Consider the following 18,844-nt stretch of genomic DNA (forward strand, 5'->3'; position numbering starts at 1 on the left):
TGCCGCCAGCAAACAGGAAGCGCACAAATTGCGGGGTCAGCAAAGCCGCGATCTCGCTCATCGAGGAATTTCAGCTTGCCGCGTCGCCATTTTCGCCATATTCCGTCCAAACCCGATACTTTCCGAAATCCCCCTGTCTTCCGGGTAGTAGTAAGAGGTATCGGCCACCCACAAACCTGTCACAGGCAGAGCAACGGGCGGCAATCTGTCGAGGTGGCCCGGCTCACATATAGGCTGGGCGTAGCGGTAGCGGCTTGCTCGCAAGTCAAGAAAATCCTCATCGCGCAATGCAGGATTGATCTTCTTCAGATAGTGCTGCACCTTGTCCAGAAAAGCCTGGTCGGGCTCCATAAATTTGGGATGCTCGCCGGGCATATAGAAAGGCACATACACCACATGCTGGTCCAGGGGGCGAAGATTGCTGTATTCCACCAACCCCGGAATATCCATCCCCGGGTCATTCGTGTTCAGCCAAAAATTCTCGGTAACCGGTTTGCGCAACTTGGCAATCACACACACAACCGCAATGTTCTTGACCGACCGGAATGCGGTCAATACATCAGGTGGCAAGTCTGGGAATAGGCTCGGCACATACGGCAGAGGTACGGTGCTGACAACTTTGTCGAAGGCTTCAAATCCGCTGGGGGCTTCAACACCTTTGACGGTGCCAGCTTCAATCACGACTTTTGAAATGGGAGATTTAAGCCGTACCTCACCACCGCGTGCCTCGATGGCTGCCTTCATGGCTTGCAGAAGTGTTTCCGAGCCACCCTCCAAATAACCCAGTTTTTCCCGAAATAGACTGTAGCGTGAGCGTCCAATTCGGCGAATGCGGCTCCAGATCCAGGCTGCGGACAAACCCTCGGCGTAGTCGTAAAACTTGTAGTCGAACAAGCGGCGCCACAGGACTTCATAGGCCTCCGCCCCCACCCAACGCTTGATCCAGCCTGTTGCCTCCACTTTATCCAAAGACCGCCAATCTGTGCGCTTTGTGGAAAGGAAGGCATGCAAACCGTAGCGCAGCTTTGCCATCAGACCCAGGCCCCTGAACTTCAACAAGGCAAACGGGTTGCCCCAGGGCTGAAGCCTGTTTTGATACCAGTAGCCCATCTTGGTTTCGACCCAATGCATCTTTTCGGTCAAACCCAATTCATCAAGCGTTTGAAGAAACGCAGTGTCTGAAATGCAATGAAAGTGGTAATAGCGTTCAATGGTGAGGCCGTTAAAATCGAACGCAGCGGTCATGCCGCCAACTCGGTCGTCGGCCTCAAAGATGACGGGCTGATGGCCGTCGAGCGTCAACTGGTAGGCCACAGCCAAACCCATAGGTCCCGCGCCAAGTACGGCAATACGTTGCCCCGTTTGTTCTCCCATACTCAAAACTCCAGCACAACCTTGCCGTAATTCGGATCATTAAAGGTCTCATCAATAGCGGTGGCAAATGGGGTTGGCTGTACCCCGAAAATTTCGGGCCAGTCAATTACCTCGAATTCATCCTTGGCAACTAATGCTTGCAATTGCTGCGTGGTAAATGGCGGATTGCGGTCAAAAAGTGTCCACACCCACAGAAGCGAATGGAACAACCCGTAAGGGATATTGATGATCAAGGTACGTGCCCGAATCGCACGCTTGATCTCCCGGATGATATCGATGTAATCCACACGCTCATACCCGGAGATATTGTAGGTGCCGCCTGTCATCTGCTTTTCAATGCAACTAACGATGATGTTGCAGAAATCACCCGCATATAGCGGTTGGCGCAAATAACGGCCATGTCCCGGAATCGGGAAAATCGGGGTTTTCCTCATAAACCGTGACAGCCAGCCCAAGTGTTTGCGATCAAACCAGCCGAACATCAGGGTGGGACGCAGAACAACGCAGGTTATGCCGCTGTCTCGCACCATTCTTTCCTGTTCTTTCTTGGTGGTGGTGTAATAGTCGTTCGCCACCGACTCAGTTACCGAAGAACTAACATGCACTGTGTAAGGAATGCTGTGCTGCCTGATTTCATCAAGAATCAAACGCGTTGAATCTATATTGTTCCGTACAAAATCCCGATACTCGTTGCCGCCGATCTGCGCCTGCAACATCACCACCGCATACGCGTCCTGAAAGTGGCGCTGCCACCCCCCCGGTTCGGCAAGATCGGCATACTCAGCCACAATATCAGGCTGCACTACTTGCAATACTTTTAAGTTGGCCTTGTGCTTGTCGAGCACGATTATTTTGTTATAACCAGCAGCCTTTAATCGGGCGACAAGGTTTTGGCCAACGAGCCCAGCACCGCCGGGTAACAATATTTTCCTGTTCACAAAGTTTCGTTCCTTTACTTTATAATCGCTATCGCTGACCACTCGCCAAACTCCCGACCTTCGTCCTTGATTTTCAAGACGAATTCAGCGGGTAGTTTGGTATTGGAAAATTCAAGCGTTTCCCAATCGTTTGCAATGGGTAATTGTGCGATAAACGCCGGCTCGTGTCCCACGATACTCATGCTATGGCCGCCCCTCCCGGGACCGGAGCGGTAGAGCACATGGTCGCCACGATGCAGTTTCAGCAACACTTCGCCGGTATCCGCATCGGAGCTATTGAAGGAACCGATCACACGATAGCCTTTGAGATTAGACTTTTGAAAATCAGTGCCTGTCATCGTGCTGCTAATGAGCTTGGCTGCTTCCCGCCCTTTATCACCTTTATCACGCACATTTGCTTTGAGCACGGTGTACGCAAAAGTGGAGCGTTCATCAATTTCTTTTGTCGAAATAAGGAAGTCACGCTCCAAAAGCTCGGCGCAACTGTTACCCGACAGCTTTAGAGACCATGCCGACGATCGGTTTCCGTCAAATTGAACGGGAATGGTATAACTTGGAAATAAGCGGCAACTGCGAACATGATCCGTCCATCGCAGATCATCATGTTGACGTGACCAGACCGGTGCAGCATTGATAACTGCAGTTACGGTAACGATACCGATAAAACTGCGAAGCCATTTTGAGTGAGCAGCATGGAAATACTGTATGAGAATCCAGAACGTCAGAACAAAAGGGAGAAAGAAATAGCGCGGCCCCGCTAACCTCGGATGTATACCGGCTGGATCGACACGCACTACTGTCAGCACAACCGTTCCTGCCAGCAGATAAAGTAATATCCACGCTGACACATTGCGTCGATCCCTAAGCAACCACGCGGCAATGATCCCGGTCAGCCCCATCCCTACAAGCCACAACCAAACCTTATTATCGACCCAGTTGCCAATCAGAAACCTGCCGTAAAACGTCGGGATGACATTCATCAATACTGAATCGAGCGGTGGAAAGTGCCCTGCGGAACCCTTGACGATGAATGAAATTTGAACGGCCGCAGCCAAGGTTGCAATGAATGCGACCAATTGTTCGGAACGCAATGAGCGATACCAGTACGCTCTAAAATAAAGAACTGGCAGTATTAACACAATCACAGGGGACGACAATCCACCGACCAACAAGAGCCCCAGTCTCCACTTAAGTGATGGACGCTTCTCATCCCAAAGCGCAACCAAAAATAGAAAAAGGGATGACCACCAAAAGGTATAAAGGGGGATGCCATATACCTCAGGGTCTGAAGGGATCATGAAAACGGCCAGCGTGCAGAGAAACTTGGCCCGTATATGCGTCGGAGCAAGGGTAATTGCCAGACCGACCAACGCGATGAACAGCCAGGTAAAAATCGTGCTGACGATGGGGTAGTTTGAAAAAGACACCCATAGAGAAATAGCCGAAATGATTTTGGGTACGGTAACGAGATAACCATTGACTGGTTCGAAAAAAGCAGACCATCCCTTATGAATGTAATCAGCCAAATCAGACCCGCTACCCAGCCCGCCATTCAGCCATGGGTTGGGCGCACCATCTTCATCCCATACTTGGGGCGATATGAGTTGCTGCCAGCGCCTGGAGGCCAACAGGCTCAAGAACACCGTAAGCAGCAGAGGAATATAAAGTCGATTTTTGGCGAAGACTGAAAACAATTTCATGCCTTCAGTCACCCACGGACTTTGTTACACGGCTTGTCAGGCCATATTGAGTCAGCAACAACACCACGACAATAAGTCCCAAGATAAGGAACATAGGGTACTTGGCAAGCAAGACATTGGTGAGCGCATCGAGCCTACCCGTCACAACCGGAGCGCCGACTGCCAGCCAGCCAGTATTCCTGCTACTAAAGTCGGTAAGCATGATGGAAAAGGGTCCTCTATCAACCTTGATGTAAGCCATTCCCCAAGATTCTTTCGGATTCCTTTTTATAGCCACAGGTTTCCTTTGGCCGTTTTGCTCTATTTCAAGCTTGATGCCATTGTTTAGAGGATATCCGGCCACCGGAATTGCCAGCAGAACGGTCTGCTTGTTGGCCTCGAATCTTATTGTCGCTTGCCCAGTTGCCGCATCGCCCTGTGCGCCGTAGCTACCCAATGTCATGCCAGTGCGTTTGGGCGTGGTGGGGTAATACCCATCAGCCACAAATGCGCCGGCGGGCATGCTATCAACCGATGTCGGTGTCAGAGGGAGACTGATGTTGGTTGGCAAGATCATTCTAACGGTAGGCGACGCCAGTATTGAAGCCAAGCGTTCGGGGTTGGGATAAGGTATATGAAGAAAAGGTTTGTCTTTCAGATAATTGAAATCGCCGGTAGCCAAATAATTTCGCGTGTTGGTTTCCTGCGCAAGTCCGGTATCACGTTTTGTGGCAAGTTCGCCTGGGATATGGCTAACGGCGTTCAGTCCCAAAGAAATTAAACCCGTGACTGTCCAGACGATCACAGCGATGACTGTCCGGCGACGCCACTTACATATATATTCTTGGGCGATCGAAATCAAACACGCAAAGTTCACCAGGATGCCAATCGCGAACAAATCCAGATAGCGCGAGGCAAGATTGCCAACCGCCCGACCATAGGCAATACTCATGGCTTGTCCAAACGACCATACGACGAGCGCCAACAAAAACCACTTGCGATCGTTAGCTGCCGGACGTTTCCAAAGTATAACGCCAACAAAAACCAAAGCCGGTAAATTGCGGACAAGGGCTGAAAAAACACTTGGCGAAATCGGCCAACCAAGAACAGCCAGCAATGCATCAAGAAACTGAGGAAACGAAGCGGCTTCTAAAGAAGCATGGTACGCCACGGACGGGGTCAGCACGACGCCAAGTAAGAACAGTCCGGCAAGAATCGCAACAGCAAGCAACTGTTTGCGGGTTTTACGCAGACCCATCACATAAAACACCAGACCAATGATCGCAGCAGCGGCAAGGGCGAAAATTCCCGATGCCAGGGAAAGGAAAGCAAGCATCGCACAAACCACTCCGCCCCACCAACGAGCAGAAAGTGGATGTTGGGTTACGGTAAGCCATAGGCACGCAATACCGAATAGCAAGACGAAATAAAACTGTGACTGAAAGCCTGCCAGCGTGTTCTCCCAAGCGTAAGGGACGCCGAACAAAACCAGGGAAAAAGCCAACAAAGCCGGCAAATGATTGCGTCCGATAACGCGAGTCAGCAATGCGATGCCGAACCCAAGTGTAACGATGTGTAAGACTGCGTTTACCACCATCTGAAGCAGGGGATTCCAGATTCCATTAAAGGTCAACAGCGTGAGTGCGAGCAAGCGAGTGATGAAAATGCGGTGCTCGTTGTGGGGGGCGAATAAGTCAGTCCAGCGAAGCGTGCCTTCAAGAAAAGGTTTATATAAGTTTGCGGCTTCCCCGTCCCACTGATCCCAATATGGTGTTGCGTCGCCATAGGTACCAATCAGCCATAACTTGATTCCAAAAAGCATGGCCGCAAAAGCACCAAATGCCAAAAATGGTACCCAGAAGCTATTAACGATAGATGGGGGTAGTTGATTAGCGTTCATGAAAACATTCAAAACTTCATACGTTTGAAAATTGCCGCAGGTAACGAGCGGATGATCAGCATGATTAAAATCCAGAACCACGGCGTGTACAGGACGTCTTTCCGCTTGGCAATGGCGCGATGAATGTCTTGCGCCACACTTTCCGGAGTGGCGGTCAGCCGCGCCGGCAAATTTAGACCGGCGGTCATCGAGGTCGCCACAAACCCGGGCTTGATGGTCAGTACATGAACACCACTCTTGAAAAGCCTTGCTCGCAGCCCTGAAGCATAGGTGTCAATAGCGGCCTTGGCAGCGCCGTAAAGATAGTTGCTGGTTCTGCCACGGTCACCGGCAACAGAGCCAATCACCGCTATCACTCCTTTGCCTTGCGTTTCGAAGCGCCCAGCCAGACCGACAAGACAGGCGATCACGCTTTCGGCATTGGTACGGAATTCGGCAATGGCATAAGGAATATCGGTCTCGGTACGCAGCTGATCGGGAAGGGTTCCATGGGCAACCAGTGCCACGTCGATTGTTCCAAAGACTTTCCATGCTGAATCCAGCATTTGGGGAAGGAGGTCGCTATCGTTAGCCTCCATCACGAAAGTTTTCACTTCTCCAGCGCCGCGTGCGGCAAGGTCGGTGGATACCGTCTCAAGTTTGATATTGTTTCTGGCCACCAAAAAAAGCCGCGCGCCTTGTTCCGCGTAGCGCCGCGCTACAGCTTCAGCGATGCCAGAGGTGGCACCGATGATGAGAATGTTTTGATTCATCGGGTGACTCGCTTCCAGAACCGCGACAAAAGTTGGGGATCGCGCAAGGTTTCTATTCTTTCCCACTGCGGGTAGGCTTGCTTGAAATGTGCTGCACTCATGTGCGCGTCCTTGGCGGGGTATAATCTGCCGCCGGCCTCGTGTACCAAGGCGTCCAGTTTCTGGAATAGGCGTTCATTCACCTGATCGCGTTGCGGAAAATCCAGCGCCAGGGTAATGCCATGCATCGGGAACGACAGCATGCCCGGCGAGGCAAGATCACCGCACTGCTTGAGTACGGCCAGAAATGAACCGGTACCACTTTTTGATATCTGGTGTATGACGTCGCGAATGACTTCGCGCCCGTGTTGCTGTGGCGCGACACATTGGTACTGCTGGAATCCAGCCCGGCCATATATGCGATTCCATTGTTGCAGGCGATCCAGCGGGTAGAAAAATGGGTCATATCCAACGCGACTGGCGACTTCCTTCCTGCTCTGGCGGTGATAGTAAAGGGTATTAAACACCCGCAAACTAAACGAATTGACCAATGAGAACGGCGGGTCAATGGCCATATGCAGGCCGCCGGGCGGCGCCAACTCAATAAAGCCATTTTGCACATGATTTCCGGCAATGTAACGGCCACGACCCGCTTGCTTGCCGCTGGCCAGGCAATCGATCCACGCCACGGTGTATTCATGGGATGTATCATACGTTTGCGAGAGTTCAAAAAACTCATCGAATCCACCGAACCGGATGCTGCGCTGCTCGATTTCGCTGGAAACCACTCGCCGTAGCTCAAGCTCTACAGCCAAGATCACGCCCGTGAGACCTAGACCGCCCACGGTGGCTGCGAATAGATCAGGTTTTTGAGATGGGGAACACTGAGTAACGCCTTCGTCGCTACGGTATATCTCCAAGTGCCGTACATGGCGACCAAACGTGCCCATAACGTGATGGTTCTTGCCATGCACATCGTTAGCGACGGCACCGCCCAAGGTGACAAACTTGGTGCCGGGCGTCACCGGCAAAAACCAGCCGCGGGGCAATGCGATACGAATCAACTCCGCCAAAGTCAAGCCTGCTTGCGCAAGCACTACGCCGGTTTCCCAGTCCGCAGCCAGCACCCTGTCCATGTTCTGCATAGCAAGGACATGACCCGACTCCGCCAGGCAAGAGTCGCCATAACTTCTCCCGCAGCCAAATGCCAGGGCAGCGCCATGCCCAACGGTTGCAATAGCGGCCAGGCCCTGTGACACATCCTCTGGCCAGCGCGCCGGATGAGGAATCTGGGGGTGACGAGGATACCGCCCCCAAGAAAGCAATTGGCCCACTAGAAAGTCGCCAAAGCAAAAACGAGCACAAAGGCGGCGCCTATCCAGCGGCTCACATTGTCGCGCAATGCGAACACGATAGGATCTTCGTGCATTTGACCGCGGTGTGCCAGCAACCACATGCGGCTCAGCCAGAACAGCAACAACGGGCATGCTACCCACATCCATTTCTGGGAATGATACAAAGTGCCAGAGGCTGCATCATTGATATATAGAGCCAGCACCAGAACCGAGATGTATCCGGATGCCCCTCCAAGCGAGGCCAACAATTCAAAGTCCGCCGGATAATAGCCACGCCCAGTGGATTTTTCTGTTTTGCCTTTTTGACGCGCATCGCAAAGCTCTGTATAGCGTTTGACGAAAGCCAGGCTTAAAAAGATGAACATACAGAAGGCCAGAATCCAGAAGGTTGCCACCAGCGACATTGCCGCCGCCCCGGCGACCACGCGGACGGTATAGAGCATCGCCAAAGTGACCACGTCGAGCATCACCACACGCTTCAGCCATAGTGAATAGGCGATAGTCAGGATGTAATAAACGGCAAGGACGCCAGCAAACTGAATGGGCAACAGCCATAACGCCACAATAAACGCACCGAGCAGCAGTGCAGGTATCAGGTACAGTGCATGGAGCATCGGTAAAGTGCCAGCCGCCAAAGGGCGCTTGCATTTGGTGGGATGCTGTCGATCGTCGGGAAGATCGAGCAGGTCATTCAATAAATAGACGCCTGATGCGCAAGCCCCAAAAGCAATAAAGGCCAGCAGTCCGTCCAAAAGGAGCGGCGTTTCCATAATGCGGTGTGACGCAAGCAGGGGCACAAAGAGTAGCAGGTTCTTTGCCCACTGATGGACGCGAAGCGCCTTGATCAAGGTGCGGAAATAGGCCGGACGGTTCTCGTAAACCATCCCGATCTTGCCGATCTTACGAGCAGCGGCAAGCACTCCACGTTCCGGATTCGCGACGTGCATGATAGATGCCGTTTGCCACACTGCCAGATCGACAGCAGAGTTACCCACATATTCGAAGCCCCGTTCGCCATATTTTGCAACTAAACGATCGCGTTTGGCATGAGCAGAAAGATTGGTGCCATTCTCGGTGCCGAGTACTTCATCAAATAGCTCAAGGTGGCTGGCAATGCCTGTCGCAATGCGAACATCACTGGCGGTTGCCAACACCAGATGCGCTCCTGAATCCCGTCGTAACTGTAACCATTCGATCAGTTGCCGGTTATATGGCAAGAGCGTAACGTCCGGCGCCACTTCGTTGGCCAAGCGCATCTTGAGATAGGCTTTGCCACGCAGCAGCCAGCCAATCAGCACAAAAACTCGCAATGGATACGTCCGCAAGAATAGAAATATGCTCTCCACGAGCATGTCGGAGAGAATCAGTGTGCCGTCGAGATCGACGACGAGCGTTTGGTGGCGGACGTTCGGTATGCTCATTTAGATCATTCCAGCTTCAATTAGCCCGCCATCATGATGAGCGATGCGCCTCATCAAGCACGCACCTCACGGCCAGCAACCGATTCATGGGCTGAGCAGATAATGACTTCCCAAGGGTGACATGAAGTTCACACCCAACCAAAACGAATTCGGCCTTGATTTCCAGCCCAGTCAAACCCAGTGCTTGCAGATCTCCTAATAGGACATGGAAGCTGGCTGGGGTGAATCGCCAATTGTTGACATCAATGTATTCGTCTGTAGTACGAGCGCGCTGCCAATGGCTATGGGCATCCGAGAATTCGTGAACAAACTGTACGAGGCCTTGAGTGTCGGCGTCCCATGAAATTCTCCTGTTGTGCTTCGTCGCGCTCGCGCAATGATCAAAACCTTTGCCAGGACTGGAGCGCTTCCTCCTTTGTTCAAAAGCATCAAGAAGCTCCCCTATCGATTTAGCTGCATTGAAGTAATCGAAACAATAACGCTTGTCAGGGATGATTAGCGAAAGCACACCATTAGGTTTAAGCAATCTTTCACGCTCAACGAGGAATGAAATCAAATCTGGCGTGTGTTCAATGACATGGCTGGCAATAATCCAGTCGTAACACTGCTCAAGACCGACCAGTTCGTGAAGTGGCTCGTCATGCCATACATAATCCACCTCCTCGATATCTTCGAAATTGACACCGTGTCCCTTATATTTTGCACGCAGTTCATCGGCACTGGCATGATCCAGAACATGGACAGTGAATCCCAGTTTCTTCGGTGCCAAGGGTTGTGACTGAGACCAATTTCTAGGCCCAGGCCTTTTCGGTCAACCATGACCAAGGCCTTGTCGTCTCGATTGAGTACAGTCGGGAGGGGTCTGGGGAACGCTCACAATCCTCGACGGCCATGCGAGACAGAAATCTTCATGATTTAAAGTCAGGTTGGGGCTGTAGGCAGGATCATTCAATAGCAAATCGCCCCAGCGTTGCTTCATGTACTGCACTTCTTTGGCAAAGCGCGCCTGCTTTTCAGGGCTATCTTCGTAACCGCGCGAAGCGGACTCGTGGTGATACAGCTCAGCATACGGTGTCCAAATATTGCGGTAACCCGCTTCGCGGACGCGCAGACAAAAATCAACGTCATTAAAAGCGATTTGAAGGTCTGTTTCGTTAAGCCCTCCTACGTCTTCATAAATTGCTTTTCGAGTCACTAGGCAGGCAGCGGTCACGGCCGAAAGACTCTGGACGATGCTTGCGCGTCCGAAATAGCCAGGATGATGACGCGGCAGATGCTTGTGGGAATGGCCTGCCACCCCGCCCACACCTAAAATCACACCACCGTGCTGAAGTGTTTCGTTTGGATACCAGAGTCTCGCGCCCACTACCCCAACATCAGGTTGCAACGCATGGCTAACCATTTCTGACAACCAATCGGGCGAAATGACCTCGATATCATTATTGAGCAGCCCCACAATCTCGCCGCGCGCCACTTTCACAGCAGCGTTGTTCAGTGCTGAATAGTTAAATGGGCAAGCGTCACGCACTACTTGAGCCTTTTTTTCGAGTTCAAGTTGCTTAAGGTACTTAAGCATTGCAGGCTCATCCGAGCCGTTATCAACGATGAGAATTTCGTAATTCGAATAGCTGGTTTTCTTGAGAATGCTCTCAACACACTGCCTAATCAGATGCAGCCCGTTTCTCGTAGGAATAATCAGGCTAACCATCGGTAAAGTATCTGGCAGGGAGCGGCGCACTCGAAAACCGTGACCATCAAATTTTGCTTCTGCCTTTACACCAAGTCGCTGGAAATGTTCATTCAATGCTCTTTCACCCGCAAACATGGCATAAGGTTTGGCATCCAACGATTGAGCCGTACTTTCGGTATGCATCCGCCAGTGATAGAGCACACGTGGGATGTGATGAATCTGTTTTGGCGCTATACGCTCGATACAACGTAGAGCCAAATCGTAGTCCTGTGCTCCTTCCAGCCCCTCTCGAAAACCACCAATTTCACGCAAAAGTTCGGAACGATAAACTCCAAGATGTGTGATCAGATTGTGTGAGTAGAACAAATCCACATTCCAGTCACACTTGAAGTAGGGGCTAATCCTTCTGCCAGCTTTGTCTATCTTATCTTCGTCCGAATAAATCAGACGGACATCAGGATTTTGGTTGATCGCATCTGCAACCCAGAACAGCGCGTGCTCAGTCAGAAGATCATCATGATCCAGCAGAACTACCCACTCCCCGGTGGCCAGATCCAGAGCGCTGTTGGATGCAGCAGAAATATGACCATTCTGCTCACGGAACACCACCTTGATACGCGAGTCGTCTCTAGCGTAACGTTCCAAAGCAGGACGGACGGATTGGTCAGTGGATGCGTCATCAGCGATGCACAATTCCCAATGTGGGTAGATTTGCTTACGTACCGATTCGATTGCTTGACTCAACCATTCTGGTTTGGGGTTGTAAGTGGGCATCACCACTGAGATGCGTGGCTTATGGGAAAAACCGTCGATGCGCGCGTGCATGGTGGCGCGTGATTCATCAGTGAGTGTATCGTAACGGCGGATCCACTCGTCGTAGTCGTTTCTATCGAATTCACCGGAACCTGGCGTTGGAATCGTTTGGCAAGACCTGGCCACTATTCTGAAACCGCGCCGAATACCCGCCAAGCCTTCGCTACGATATAGTTGTATTGCCTTCTTAAACGTGCCACCGCCACACTGAATAGCAGGTCTGGCAAGCTTGACAACGCGTCGCGCCCGCTTAATTTGGTGTACGACGATGCGCAGTGGCCACGTAAATCTCCAACTGGTGGAGTTGTAAAGAGCGGCGATCTGCCCGTCGCGTTCGGCCACGGCCTGGTTGAGGCCGGCGATCTGCCCGTCGCGTTCGGCCAGCTCCTTGATACGGAGTAAAATCTCTTCCTCAGGCGGTGCGCTGCGCGCAGTCCACTCATTGCCGGCTTGGTCTGGTGTTGCCTCCAGGGATGCATACAGCTCGTCACCCGATACCACCGTTCCCACCGAGCCTGCGATAATTCGCGCCCCCAATCTATTTCGCAAAGGCCTATTCTTGCGGATCACGCACATTGAGTTAATGAACTCAACGGAGTGAATATGCCGGAGGGCCTCCTCATTCATCAGGGAGCCATACTTTGCGAAAAATCCACTCAAAATATCGACACGGTTTTTCTCAATTCCCCAATGTTCGTGGCTCACGACATCGGCGAGGCGCTTGAAAAATGTGATGGAAGAAAACGGGGCGAACAGGCCCCCTTCGAATTCTTGCCAGTAGCTGCAGTGCAGGTCTTCCGCAACAAAGACACCACCATCTGCCAAGTGAGGAAAGTACCTGGCAAACGACTTCACAATGTCACTGGAGCGGTGAGACCCATCGTCAATGATCACATCAAATGCTGGCGCGTAGCCCAAAACCTCTGTCTGCACAGTATCTGAATTGGCATCTCCCACCACCACGGCAACGCGAGGGTCCTCATAGCTCAAGCGGGCACAGTCGGGACTGATGTCACAACCAACCAGTCGCCGGGCATGGCGGAAGTATTTTGACCAGATTTCGAGTGAGCCGCCATTCTGTATCCCGATTTCCAGCAACCTGACAGGTCTGTCTCGATACTCTGCAAAGATCCGCTCATACTCGACAAGATAGAGGGACCATTTATCGGATACTTTTCCGCAGTGCTCTGTGTACAGTTGTTCTAACGTCTTATTAGTCATTCCGCACCCCTAGCACAACACGCTCAAATGGGATTCCCACCAACCCCCACCTGGTCTTGCTGGAAGACACATTGATAATAAGAGCGTCGTGCAACCAGTGATGCTGTATGTTGTTGTAAAGATCACCATCAGCCACGGAGGCCATGACGGCGTATTGCCCGTTTGGCAGCATAGGCAGTCTGAAGACAAACTCACCCCTGAATTTCTGCCCCGGCTTTACAGGGCATGGCGTAATTGCGGTAAACGACAGGGTGTTCTCCCCGAACAGGTCCTGCCCTAATTTGTCTCTCACCAGAAATCCGAGAATCGGGCTGCCGAGAGCTTCATTCGCCTTAGCAAGGATGACCAGGCAGACCTTCTCTCCGCCAACAAATACGCCATCTGGGCCGGGCTCGATTTTTTCCAGTGAGACGGACACAATTTCTGCAGCGCCTGTCTTCCAGCCGGTGGCGTTCGTGGTGTTTTCTCGGACCGATACAAGAGAGCCATGGTCGACCGCAGCAGCGTCCGATTTCTCATCTTCAGGAGAAGCCACTGCAATAACAGACAAATCTGCAGCAGAAGAGGTGGCACTAAGTTTGGCGACATCACCGTAGACTTCTTGCAATGTATATTGCAGGTAAGCTTCAGCCACGTTTTTTGAAGTGCCAACTTTCTGGATCTGCCCATTCCCCAACCAAATACCCGTTTTGCACAAGTTCTGCACCGAACTCGTGTCGTGGCTGACAAATATGAGCGTCCCGCGTCCCTGAAACGAGCGGATGAAGCGCATGCACTTCTGTGTAAATACAGCATCACCCACTGACAAGGCCTCGTCCACAACCAGAATTTCCGCATCAACGTGTGCGATGACCGAAAAGGCGAGCCTGACATACATACCGGTGGAGTAGATCTTAACCGGCTGTTCAATGAACTCGCCAATATCCGCGAACGCGGCAATATCGTCAAAGCGTGCATCAACTTCTTCTTTACTCAGACCTAGCACGGCGGCATTCATGTAGATGTTTTCACGCCCGGTAAACTCGGGATTGAAACCTGAACCAAGCTCCAACAATGCCGCAATACGTCCGCTTGTTTCGACCGAACCGCTGGTGGGTGTAAGCGTGCCGCAGATGATCTGGAGAAGCGTCGATTTCCCCGAGCCGTTGCGCCCGATGATGCCAACGGTTTCGCCTTTTTTGATTACGAACGATACGTCTTTGAGTGCCCAAAAGTCGCGGAAGTATTGCTTGGGGCTTTGCCCGGCTAGGCGTTGCAGGCGGGGGGTGACAAATTGTTTCAGCCGGTCGCGTGGGGTGTCGTAGATTTGATAGCATTTGCTGAGATTCTGGACGCTGATGGCGATATCACCGGTGTAGTGTCCCTGCACGTCGCCCGTGTAGCGAGCTTCGCTTCCCTCCTCACCTCTTCTCTGTCCCTCCGTCGGCGGAAATGGGGTTCTTGATGTGTCATTAAAGGACATCGGCAAAACCTTTTCTGGTTTTCTGGAACCAGGCGTAGCCCGCCCAGGCGAAGGCGCTGGCAATCAGGATGTAGATCCCCAATCCCTTCCAGTTGGGCAGATTCCCCCAGATCAGCACCTCCCGCGCTTGCTCGATGATAAACGTAAGCGGGTTGGCCATGATGAACGGACGGAATCTTTCCGGCACTGCGGTCACCGGATAAAAGACCGGGGAGAGAAACATCAACACGGTGGTAATGATGACGATGGTTTGCCCCACGTCGCGCAGGAAAACACCCAAAGATGCCAGCATCCAGGCAAAACCGAGGGTAAAGATGACCAAGGGCAACAGCACGAGCGGAGTGAAAATCGCTGTCCAGTGCAGATAGCCGTTGAATAGCGCAAATGCGGCCAGCAGCACGCCAAGGCTGATGAGGCTATGAAACAATGCGGCACCCATGGCAATCACTGGCAGTATCTCAATTGGAAATACGACCTTTTTAACATAGTTGACGTTGACAAGAATCAGGGATGGCGCGCGGTTGAGTACCTCGGTAAACAGTGCGAGCACGATCATGCCAACAAAAAGCACCACGGCGAACTGGGTTTTGCTTTCATCGCCACCGATTCCTCCCCAGCGCGATTTGAAGATTTCGGAAAAAACGAAAGTGTACACGACCAACATGAGCACGGGGTTGAAGAACGACCAAGTCAGGCCCAGGGCGGATCCTTTGTAGCGGCCCACCACTTCACGCTGGGTCATTTGCCAGATGAGCTGCCGGTTGCGCCACAAGCTGCGGAACATGCCCATTAACGACGTTGGATGCTGTGCGTGCGGGTTCATGGACAATGACCCCCGTCGGCCAGCAATTCCTCCATACAAAGGCGCACCGCGGCGTCCCAACGTGGCATAATGAGCCCAAACTGTTGGGTGAATTTTGCAGTTCTGAGTCGTGAGTTCTTAGGGCGTTTGGCGGGCAAAGGGTAAGCCTCTGTCGCGATTGGTACAACCGCCGTGGCCCGGATCGAATTACCCTTTCCTTGCCTCTTGAGTGTTTCTACGATCAGGCTCGCAAAGCCGTGCCAGGATGTAGAATTGGCAGCCGTCATGTGATAAATCCCGGTAGTCGTTTCACTCCAGCCCTCTCCCTGCGGGAGGGAGAGTTGTGCCACGGCTTGGGCGGTGGCCTCGGCAATCATGCGGCTCCAGGTGGGGGCGCCGATCTGGTCATTGACTATTCTGAGTTCATCGCGTTCTTTGGCCAGCCGCTGAATCGTTAATAAAAAGTTTTTGCCGTGCGTTCCATACACCCAGCTGGTGCGGAATATTAGATATGTTGCGCCAACGGCATGGATCGCCTGCTCACCTGCAAGCTTGGTCCTGCCGTACACGTTGAGCGGGTTGGGTGCGTCTTCCTCGGTATATGGAGTGTTCTTGCTTCCATCGAAAACATAATCGGTAGAGTAATGGATGATGGAGGCACTAAGTCTCTTGGCCTCTTCGGCAAGAATGCCGGGCGCCATGCCATTGATGGCCATCGCGAGATCGGACTCTTCTTCGACCTTGTCCACGGCGGTATAGGCCGCGGCGTTCACAATCAGATTCGGCTTATGCTCGCGAACCACGCGCCGGATCGAATCCGGATCGGCCAGATCCAAGCCGTGCCGGTCAAGGGCGATCACTTCCCCGAGTGTCGCGAGTGTGCGCTGCAGCTCCCAGCCTATCTGGCCGTTCTTACCCGTAAGCAGTATCCGGGTCATGGGAATAACTCGGCCCTTTTTAGGGAATGTCCAAGCTTGTCCTTGGCGGACAGTGTGGGCTCACCCTGTACCGGCCAGTTGATCGCGATGTCAGTGTCATTCCAGCTGATGCAGCGTTCGTGTTCCGGAGCCCAGTAATCTGTCGTCTTGTAAAGAAACTCGGCCACGTCCGAAAGCACCAGGAAGCCATGAGCAAAGCCAGGGGGTATCCAGGCCACTCGCTTGCTTTCTGCCGAGAGGTTAAAGCCCACCCACTTGCCGAAGTTTGGGGAATTTCTTCGGATATCTACCGCCACGTCGAAGACCTCGCCCTGTATTACTCTGACAAGCTTTCCCTGCGGCTGCTTGATCTGGTAGTGAAGTCCGCGCAGGACGTTGCGAACCGAACGCGAGTGATTGTCCTGCACGAACTCCGCCATAATGCCGACCTTTTCAAGTGCCTTCTTGTTGTAACTCTCGAAGAAGAAACCACGTTCATCACCGAAAACTACAGGCTCGAGAATTAGGACACCGGGTAGAGATGTTTCAAGGACCTTCATCAGAAGATACGTTCGCGTAGTAACCCAAGAAGGTATTGCCCATAGCCACTCTTGTTTAACGGACCGGCGAGCGCCTCGAGCTGGCTCGCGGTGATGTAGCCCATGCGATAAGCGATTTCCTCGGGACAGGCGACCTTGAGGCCCTGCCGCTTTTCGATGGTCTCGATAAAATGCGCGGCCTCAAGCAGGGACTCATGCGTGCCGGTATCGAGCCAGGCCATGCCGCGCCCCATAATCACGACATCCAGCTGACCTCGCTCGAGATAGCACTTATTCAAGTCCGTGATCTCAAGTTCACCGCGTGCGGATGGCTTCAGTGCCCGTGCCAGCATCGACACCTGATTGTCATAGAAATAAAGACCGGTCACCGCATAGCGGGATTTAGGGTTTTTCGGTTTCTCCTCAATAGAAATCGCTTTCCCGTCCTGGGTAAACTCGACGACGCCATAGCGTTCCGGATCCCGGACCGGATACGCAAATACTGTCGCGCCGGAAGATTTCTGTGCCGCGGTCTGAACGTCACGCGCGAGATCATGGCCGTAGAAGATGTTATCGCCCAAAACAAGAGCGCAGGGATCGTTGTCGAGAAAATCAGCACCAATAATAAACGCTTGGGCAATTCCCTCGGGCGCCGATTGCACGGCATAACGGATGTTCAACCCCCACCGGCTGCCGTCACCCAGCAACTGATCAAAACGGGGCGTGTCCTGGGGCGTGGAGATCACCAGGATGTCGCGTATTCCGGCAATCATCAAGGTAGACAAGGGATAGTAAATCATCGGCTTGTCATAGATTGGCAGGAGCTGCTTCGAGACCGCCTGGGTTACCGGGTACAAACGGCTGCCGGTACCGCCGGCAAGAACAATACCTTTCATATCAGTTGCCTTCCCCCGTAGTTTAAGTCAATCCATTTCCGGTACTCTCCGCTTTGCACTTGTTCGACCCAGTCCAGATGGTTCAGATACCATTTGACTGTCTCGCGTATACCCTTTGCAAAGTTTTGTTCCGGCTCCCAATCCAGCTCGCGCTGAATTTTTGAGGCATCGATAGCGTAACGCCGGTCATGGCCAGGACGGTCCTTAACAAAAGCAGTAAGTGAGGCATGGGGGATCACAGGCGAATCAGGGTGGAGTTGATCGAGCACTGCGCAAACTGTGCGAACAACCTCCAGATTTGATTTTTCGCTGTCTCCGCCGATGTTATACGTCTCGCCGACACGGCCGCGTGCCAGAACCGCGCGAATGGCCGCGCAGTGGTCTGCGACATACAGCCAGTCCCGAATATTAAGACCGTCACCATAAATAGGCAGCGGCTGTCCCTTGATGGCATTGACGATCAGCAAGGGAATCAACTTCTCTGGAAACTGATATGGTCCGTAATTATTCGAGCAGTTGGTCGTTATAATAGGCAACCCATAAGTATGATGGTAGGCGCGCACTAAATGATCCGAGGCAGCTTTGGAAGCGGCATAGGGGCTGTTCGGTGCATAGGGTGTGGATTCTGTAAAAGGCGGGTCCTCAGCACCCAAAGAACCATAAACCTCGTCTGTGGAAACATGTAAAAAGCGGAAGCTTCTTTTTTTATCCGCCGCGAGCGACTCCCAATAGGCACGCGTCGCCTCAAGCAGGTGGAAGGTGCCGTTTACGTTTGTAGTGATGAAATCCCCCGGGCCAAGAATGGAGCGGTCCACATGGCTTTCCGCGGCGAAGTTCACGATAGCCGTTGGCTGGTGCTGTAGCAGCAGCTTCCTAACAAGGCTACTATCTGCAATATCTCCCTTGACGAAAATGTGACGCGAGTCTTTTTGCAGGCTTTTTAGATTTTCCAGATTGCCGGCATAGGTCAGCTTGTCGAGATTGACCAACGCTCCGCCGGTCTGCGTAATCCAGTCCAGAACGAAATTCGAACCGATGAATCCGGCACCGCCGGTGACAAGTATGATGCTCATCATTGTTTATTTGAAATGTGTGCGGGACAACTT

At 52.5% G+C, this 18,844-nt stretch carries 15 protein-coding genes; all 15 read right to left on the minus strand.

Annotation, left to right across the window (positions count from 1 at the left end; all coding sequences use genetic code 11):
* Nucleotides 1-57 precede the first annotated feature (57 nt).
* From WB402_RS10515 to rfbB, 15 genes are read right to left on the minus strand one after another with little or no spacing between them, the layout of a single operon-like run.
* Nucleotides 58-1,374, minus strand: coding sequence for an NAD(P)/FAD-dependent oxidoreductase (locus WB402_RS10515; protein WP_424207627.1), 1,317 nt, complete (start codon nt 1,372-1,374; stop codon nt 58-60).
* Between the two features lie 2 nt (nt 1,375-1,376).
* On the minus strand, nt 1,377-2,312 hold the full coding sequence (locus WB402_RS10520) for an NAD-dependent epimerase/dehydratase family protein (RefSeq protein WP_424207628.1): 936 nt from the start codon (nt 2,310-2,312) through the stop codon (nt 1,377-1,379).
* 14 nt (nt 2,313-2,326) lie between these two features.
* Complete coding sequence (locus WB402_RS10525) at nt 2,327-4,012, minus strand: hypothetical protein (protein WP_424207630.1); 1,686 nt, start codon at nt 4,010-4,012, stop codon at nt 2,327-2,329.
* A 4-nt stretch (nt 4,013-4,016) separates the two neighbouring features.
* On the minus strand, nt 4,017-5,891 hold the full coding sequence (locus WB402_RS10530) for a hypothetical protein (protein WP_424207632.1): 1,875 nt from the start codon (nt 5,889-5,891) through the stop codon (nt 4,017-4,019).
* 8 nt (nt 5,892-5,899) lie between these two features.
* Entirely contained in the window at nt 5,900-6,643 is a 744-nt protein-coding gene (locus WB402_RS10535) for an SDR family oxidoreductase (RefSeq protein WP_424207633.1), read from the minus strand.
* Nucleotides 6,640-7,956 carry an FAD-binding oxidoreductase gene (locus WB402_RS10540; RefSeq protein WP_424207635.1) on the minus strand — a complete coding sequence of 439 codons (1,317 nt, stop codon included), beginning with the start codon at nt 7,954-7,956 and terminating at the stop codon, nt 6,640-6,642. The genes WB402_RS10535 and WB402_RS10540 overlap by 4 nt, the downstream gene beginning before the upstream one ends.
* Nucleotides 7,956-9,398: a UbiA family prenyltransferase gene (locus tag WB402_RS10545; RefSeq protein ID WP_424207637.1), complete on the minus strand. Its 1,443-nt coding sequence runs from the start codon at nt 9,396-9,398 to the stop codon at nt 7,956-7,958. The genes WB402_RS10540 and WB402_RS10545 overlap by 1 nt, the downstream gene beginning before the upstream one ends.
* Nucleotides 9,399-9,429: 31 nt before the next feature.
* Nucleotides 9,430-10,167, minus strand: a complete 738-nt coding sequence (locus WB402_RS10550) for a class I SAM-dependent methyltransferase (protein WP_424207639.1) — start codon at nt 10,165-10,167, stop codon at nt 9,430-9,432.
* A gap of 42 nt (nt 10,168-10,209) precedes the next feature.
* Complete coding sequence (locus tag WB402_RS10555; protein ID WP_424207641.1) at nt 10,210-13,122, minus strand: glycosyltransferase; 2,913 nt, start codon at nt 13,120-13,122, stop codon at nt 10,210-10,212.
* Nucleotides 13,115-14,584: an ABC transporter ATP-binding protein gene (locus WB402_RS10560; RefSeq protein ID WP_424207643.1), complete on the minus strand. Its 1,470-nt coding sequence runs from the start codon at nt 14,582-14,584 to the stop codon at nt 13,115-13,117. The genes WB402_RS10555 and WB402_RS10560 overlap by 8 nt, the downstream gene beginning before the upstream one ends.
* On the minus strand, nt 14,574-15,407 hold the full coding sequence (locus WB402_RS10565; RefSeq protein ID WP_424207645.1) for an ABC transporter permease: 834 nt from the start codon (nt 15,405-15,407) through the stop codon (nt 14,574-14,576). The genes WB402_RS10560 and WB402_RS10565 overlap by 11 nt, the downstream gene beginning before the upstream one ends.
* Nucleotides 15,404-16,324, minus strand: a complete 921-nt coding sequence (rfbD, locus tag WB402_RS10570) for a dTDP-4-dehydrorhamnose reductase (RefSeq protein ID WP_424207646.1) — start codon at nt 16,322-16,324, stop codon at nt 15,404-15,406. Before rfbD ends, WB402_RS10565 begins: the two co-directional genes overlap by 4 nt.
* On the minus strand, nt 16,321-16,863 hold the full coding sequence (gene rfbC / locus WB402_RS10575) for a dTDP-4-dehydrorhamnose 3,5-epimerase (protein ID WP_424207648.1): 543 nt from the start codon (nt 16,861-16,863) through the stop codon (nt 16,321-16,323). Before rfbC ends, rfbD begins: the two co-directional genes overlap by 4 nt.
* Nucleotides 16,863-17,738: a glucose-1-phosphate thymidylyltransferase RfbA gene (rfbA, locus tag WB402_RS10580; RefSeq protein WP_424207650.1), complete on the minus strand. Its 876-nt coding sequence runs from the start codon at nt 17,736-17,738 to the stop codon at nt 16,863-16,865. The genes rfbC and rfbA overlap by 1 nt, the downstream gene beginning before the upstream one ends.
* Complete coding sequence (gene rfbB / locus WB402_RS10585) at nt 17,735-18,805, minus strand: dTDP-glucose 4,6-dehydratase (protein WP_424207677.1); 1,071 nt, start codon at nt 18,803-18,805, stop codon at nt 17,735-17,737. Before rfbB ends, rfbA begins: the two co-directional genes overlap by 4 nt.
* Nucleotides 18,806-18,844: the final 39 nt, after the last annotated feature.

The organism is Sulfuricaulis sp. (assembly GCF_049587675.1).
GTDB lineage: Bacteria > Pseudomonadota > Gammaproteobacteria > Acidiferrobacterales > Sulfurifustaceae > Sulfuricaulis.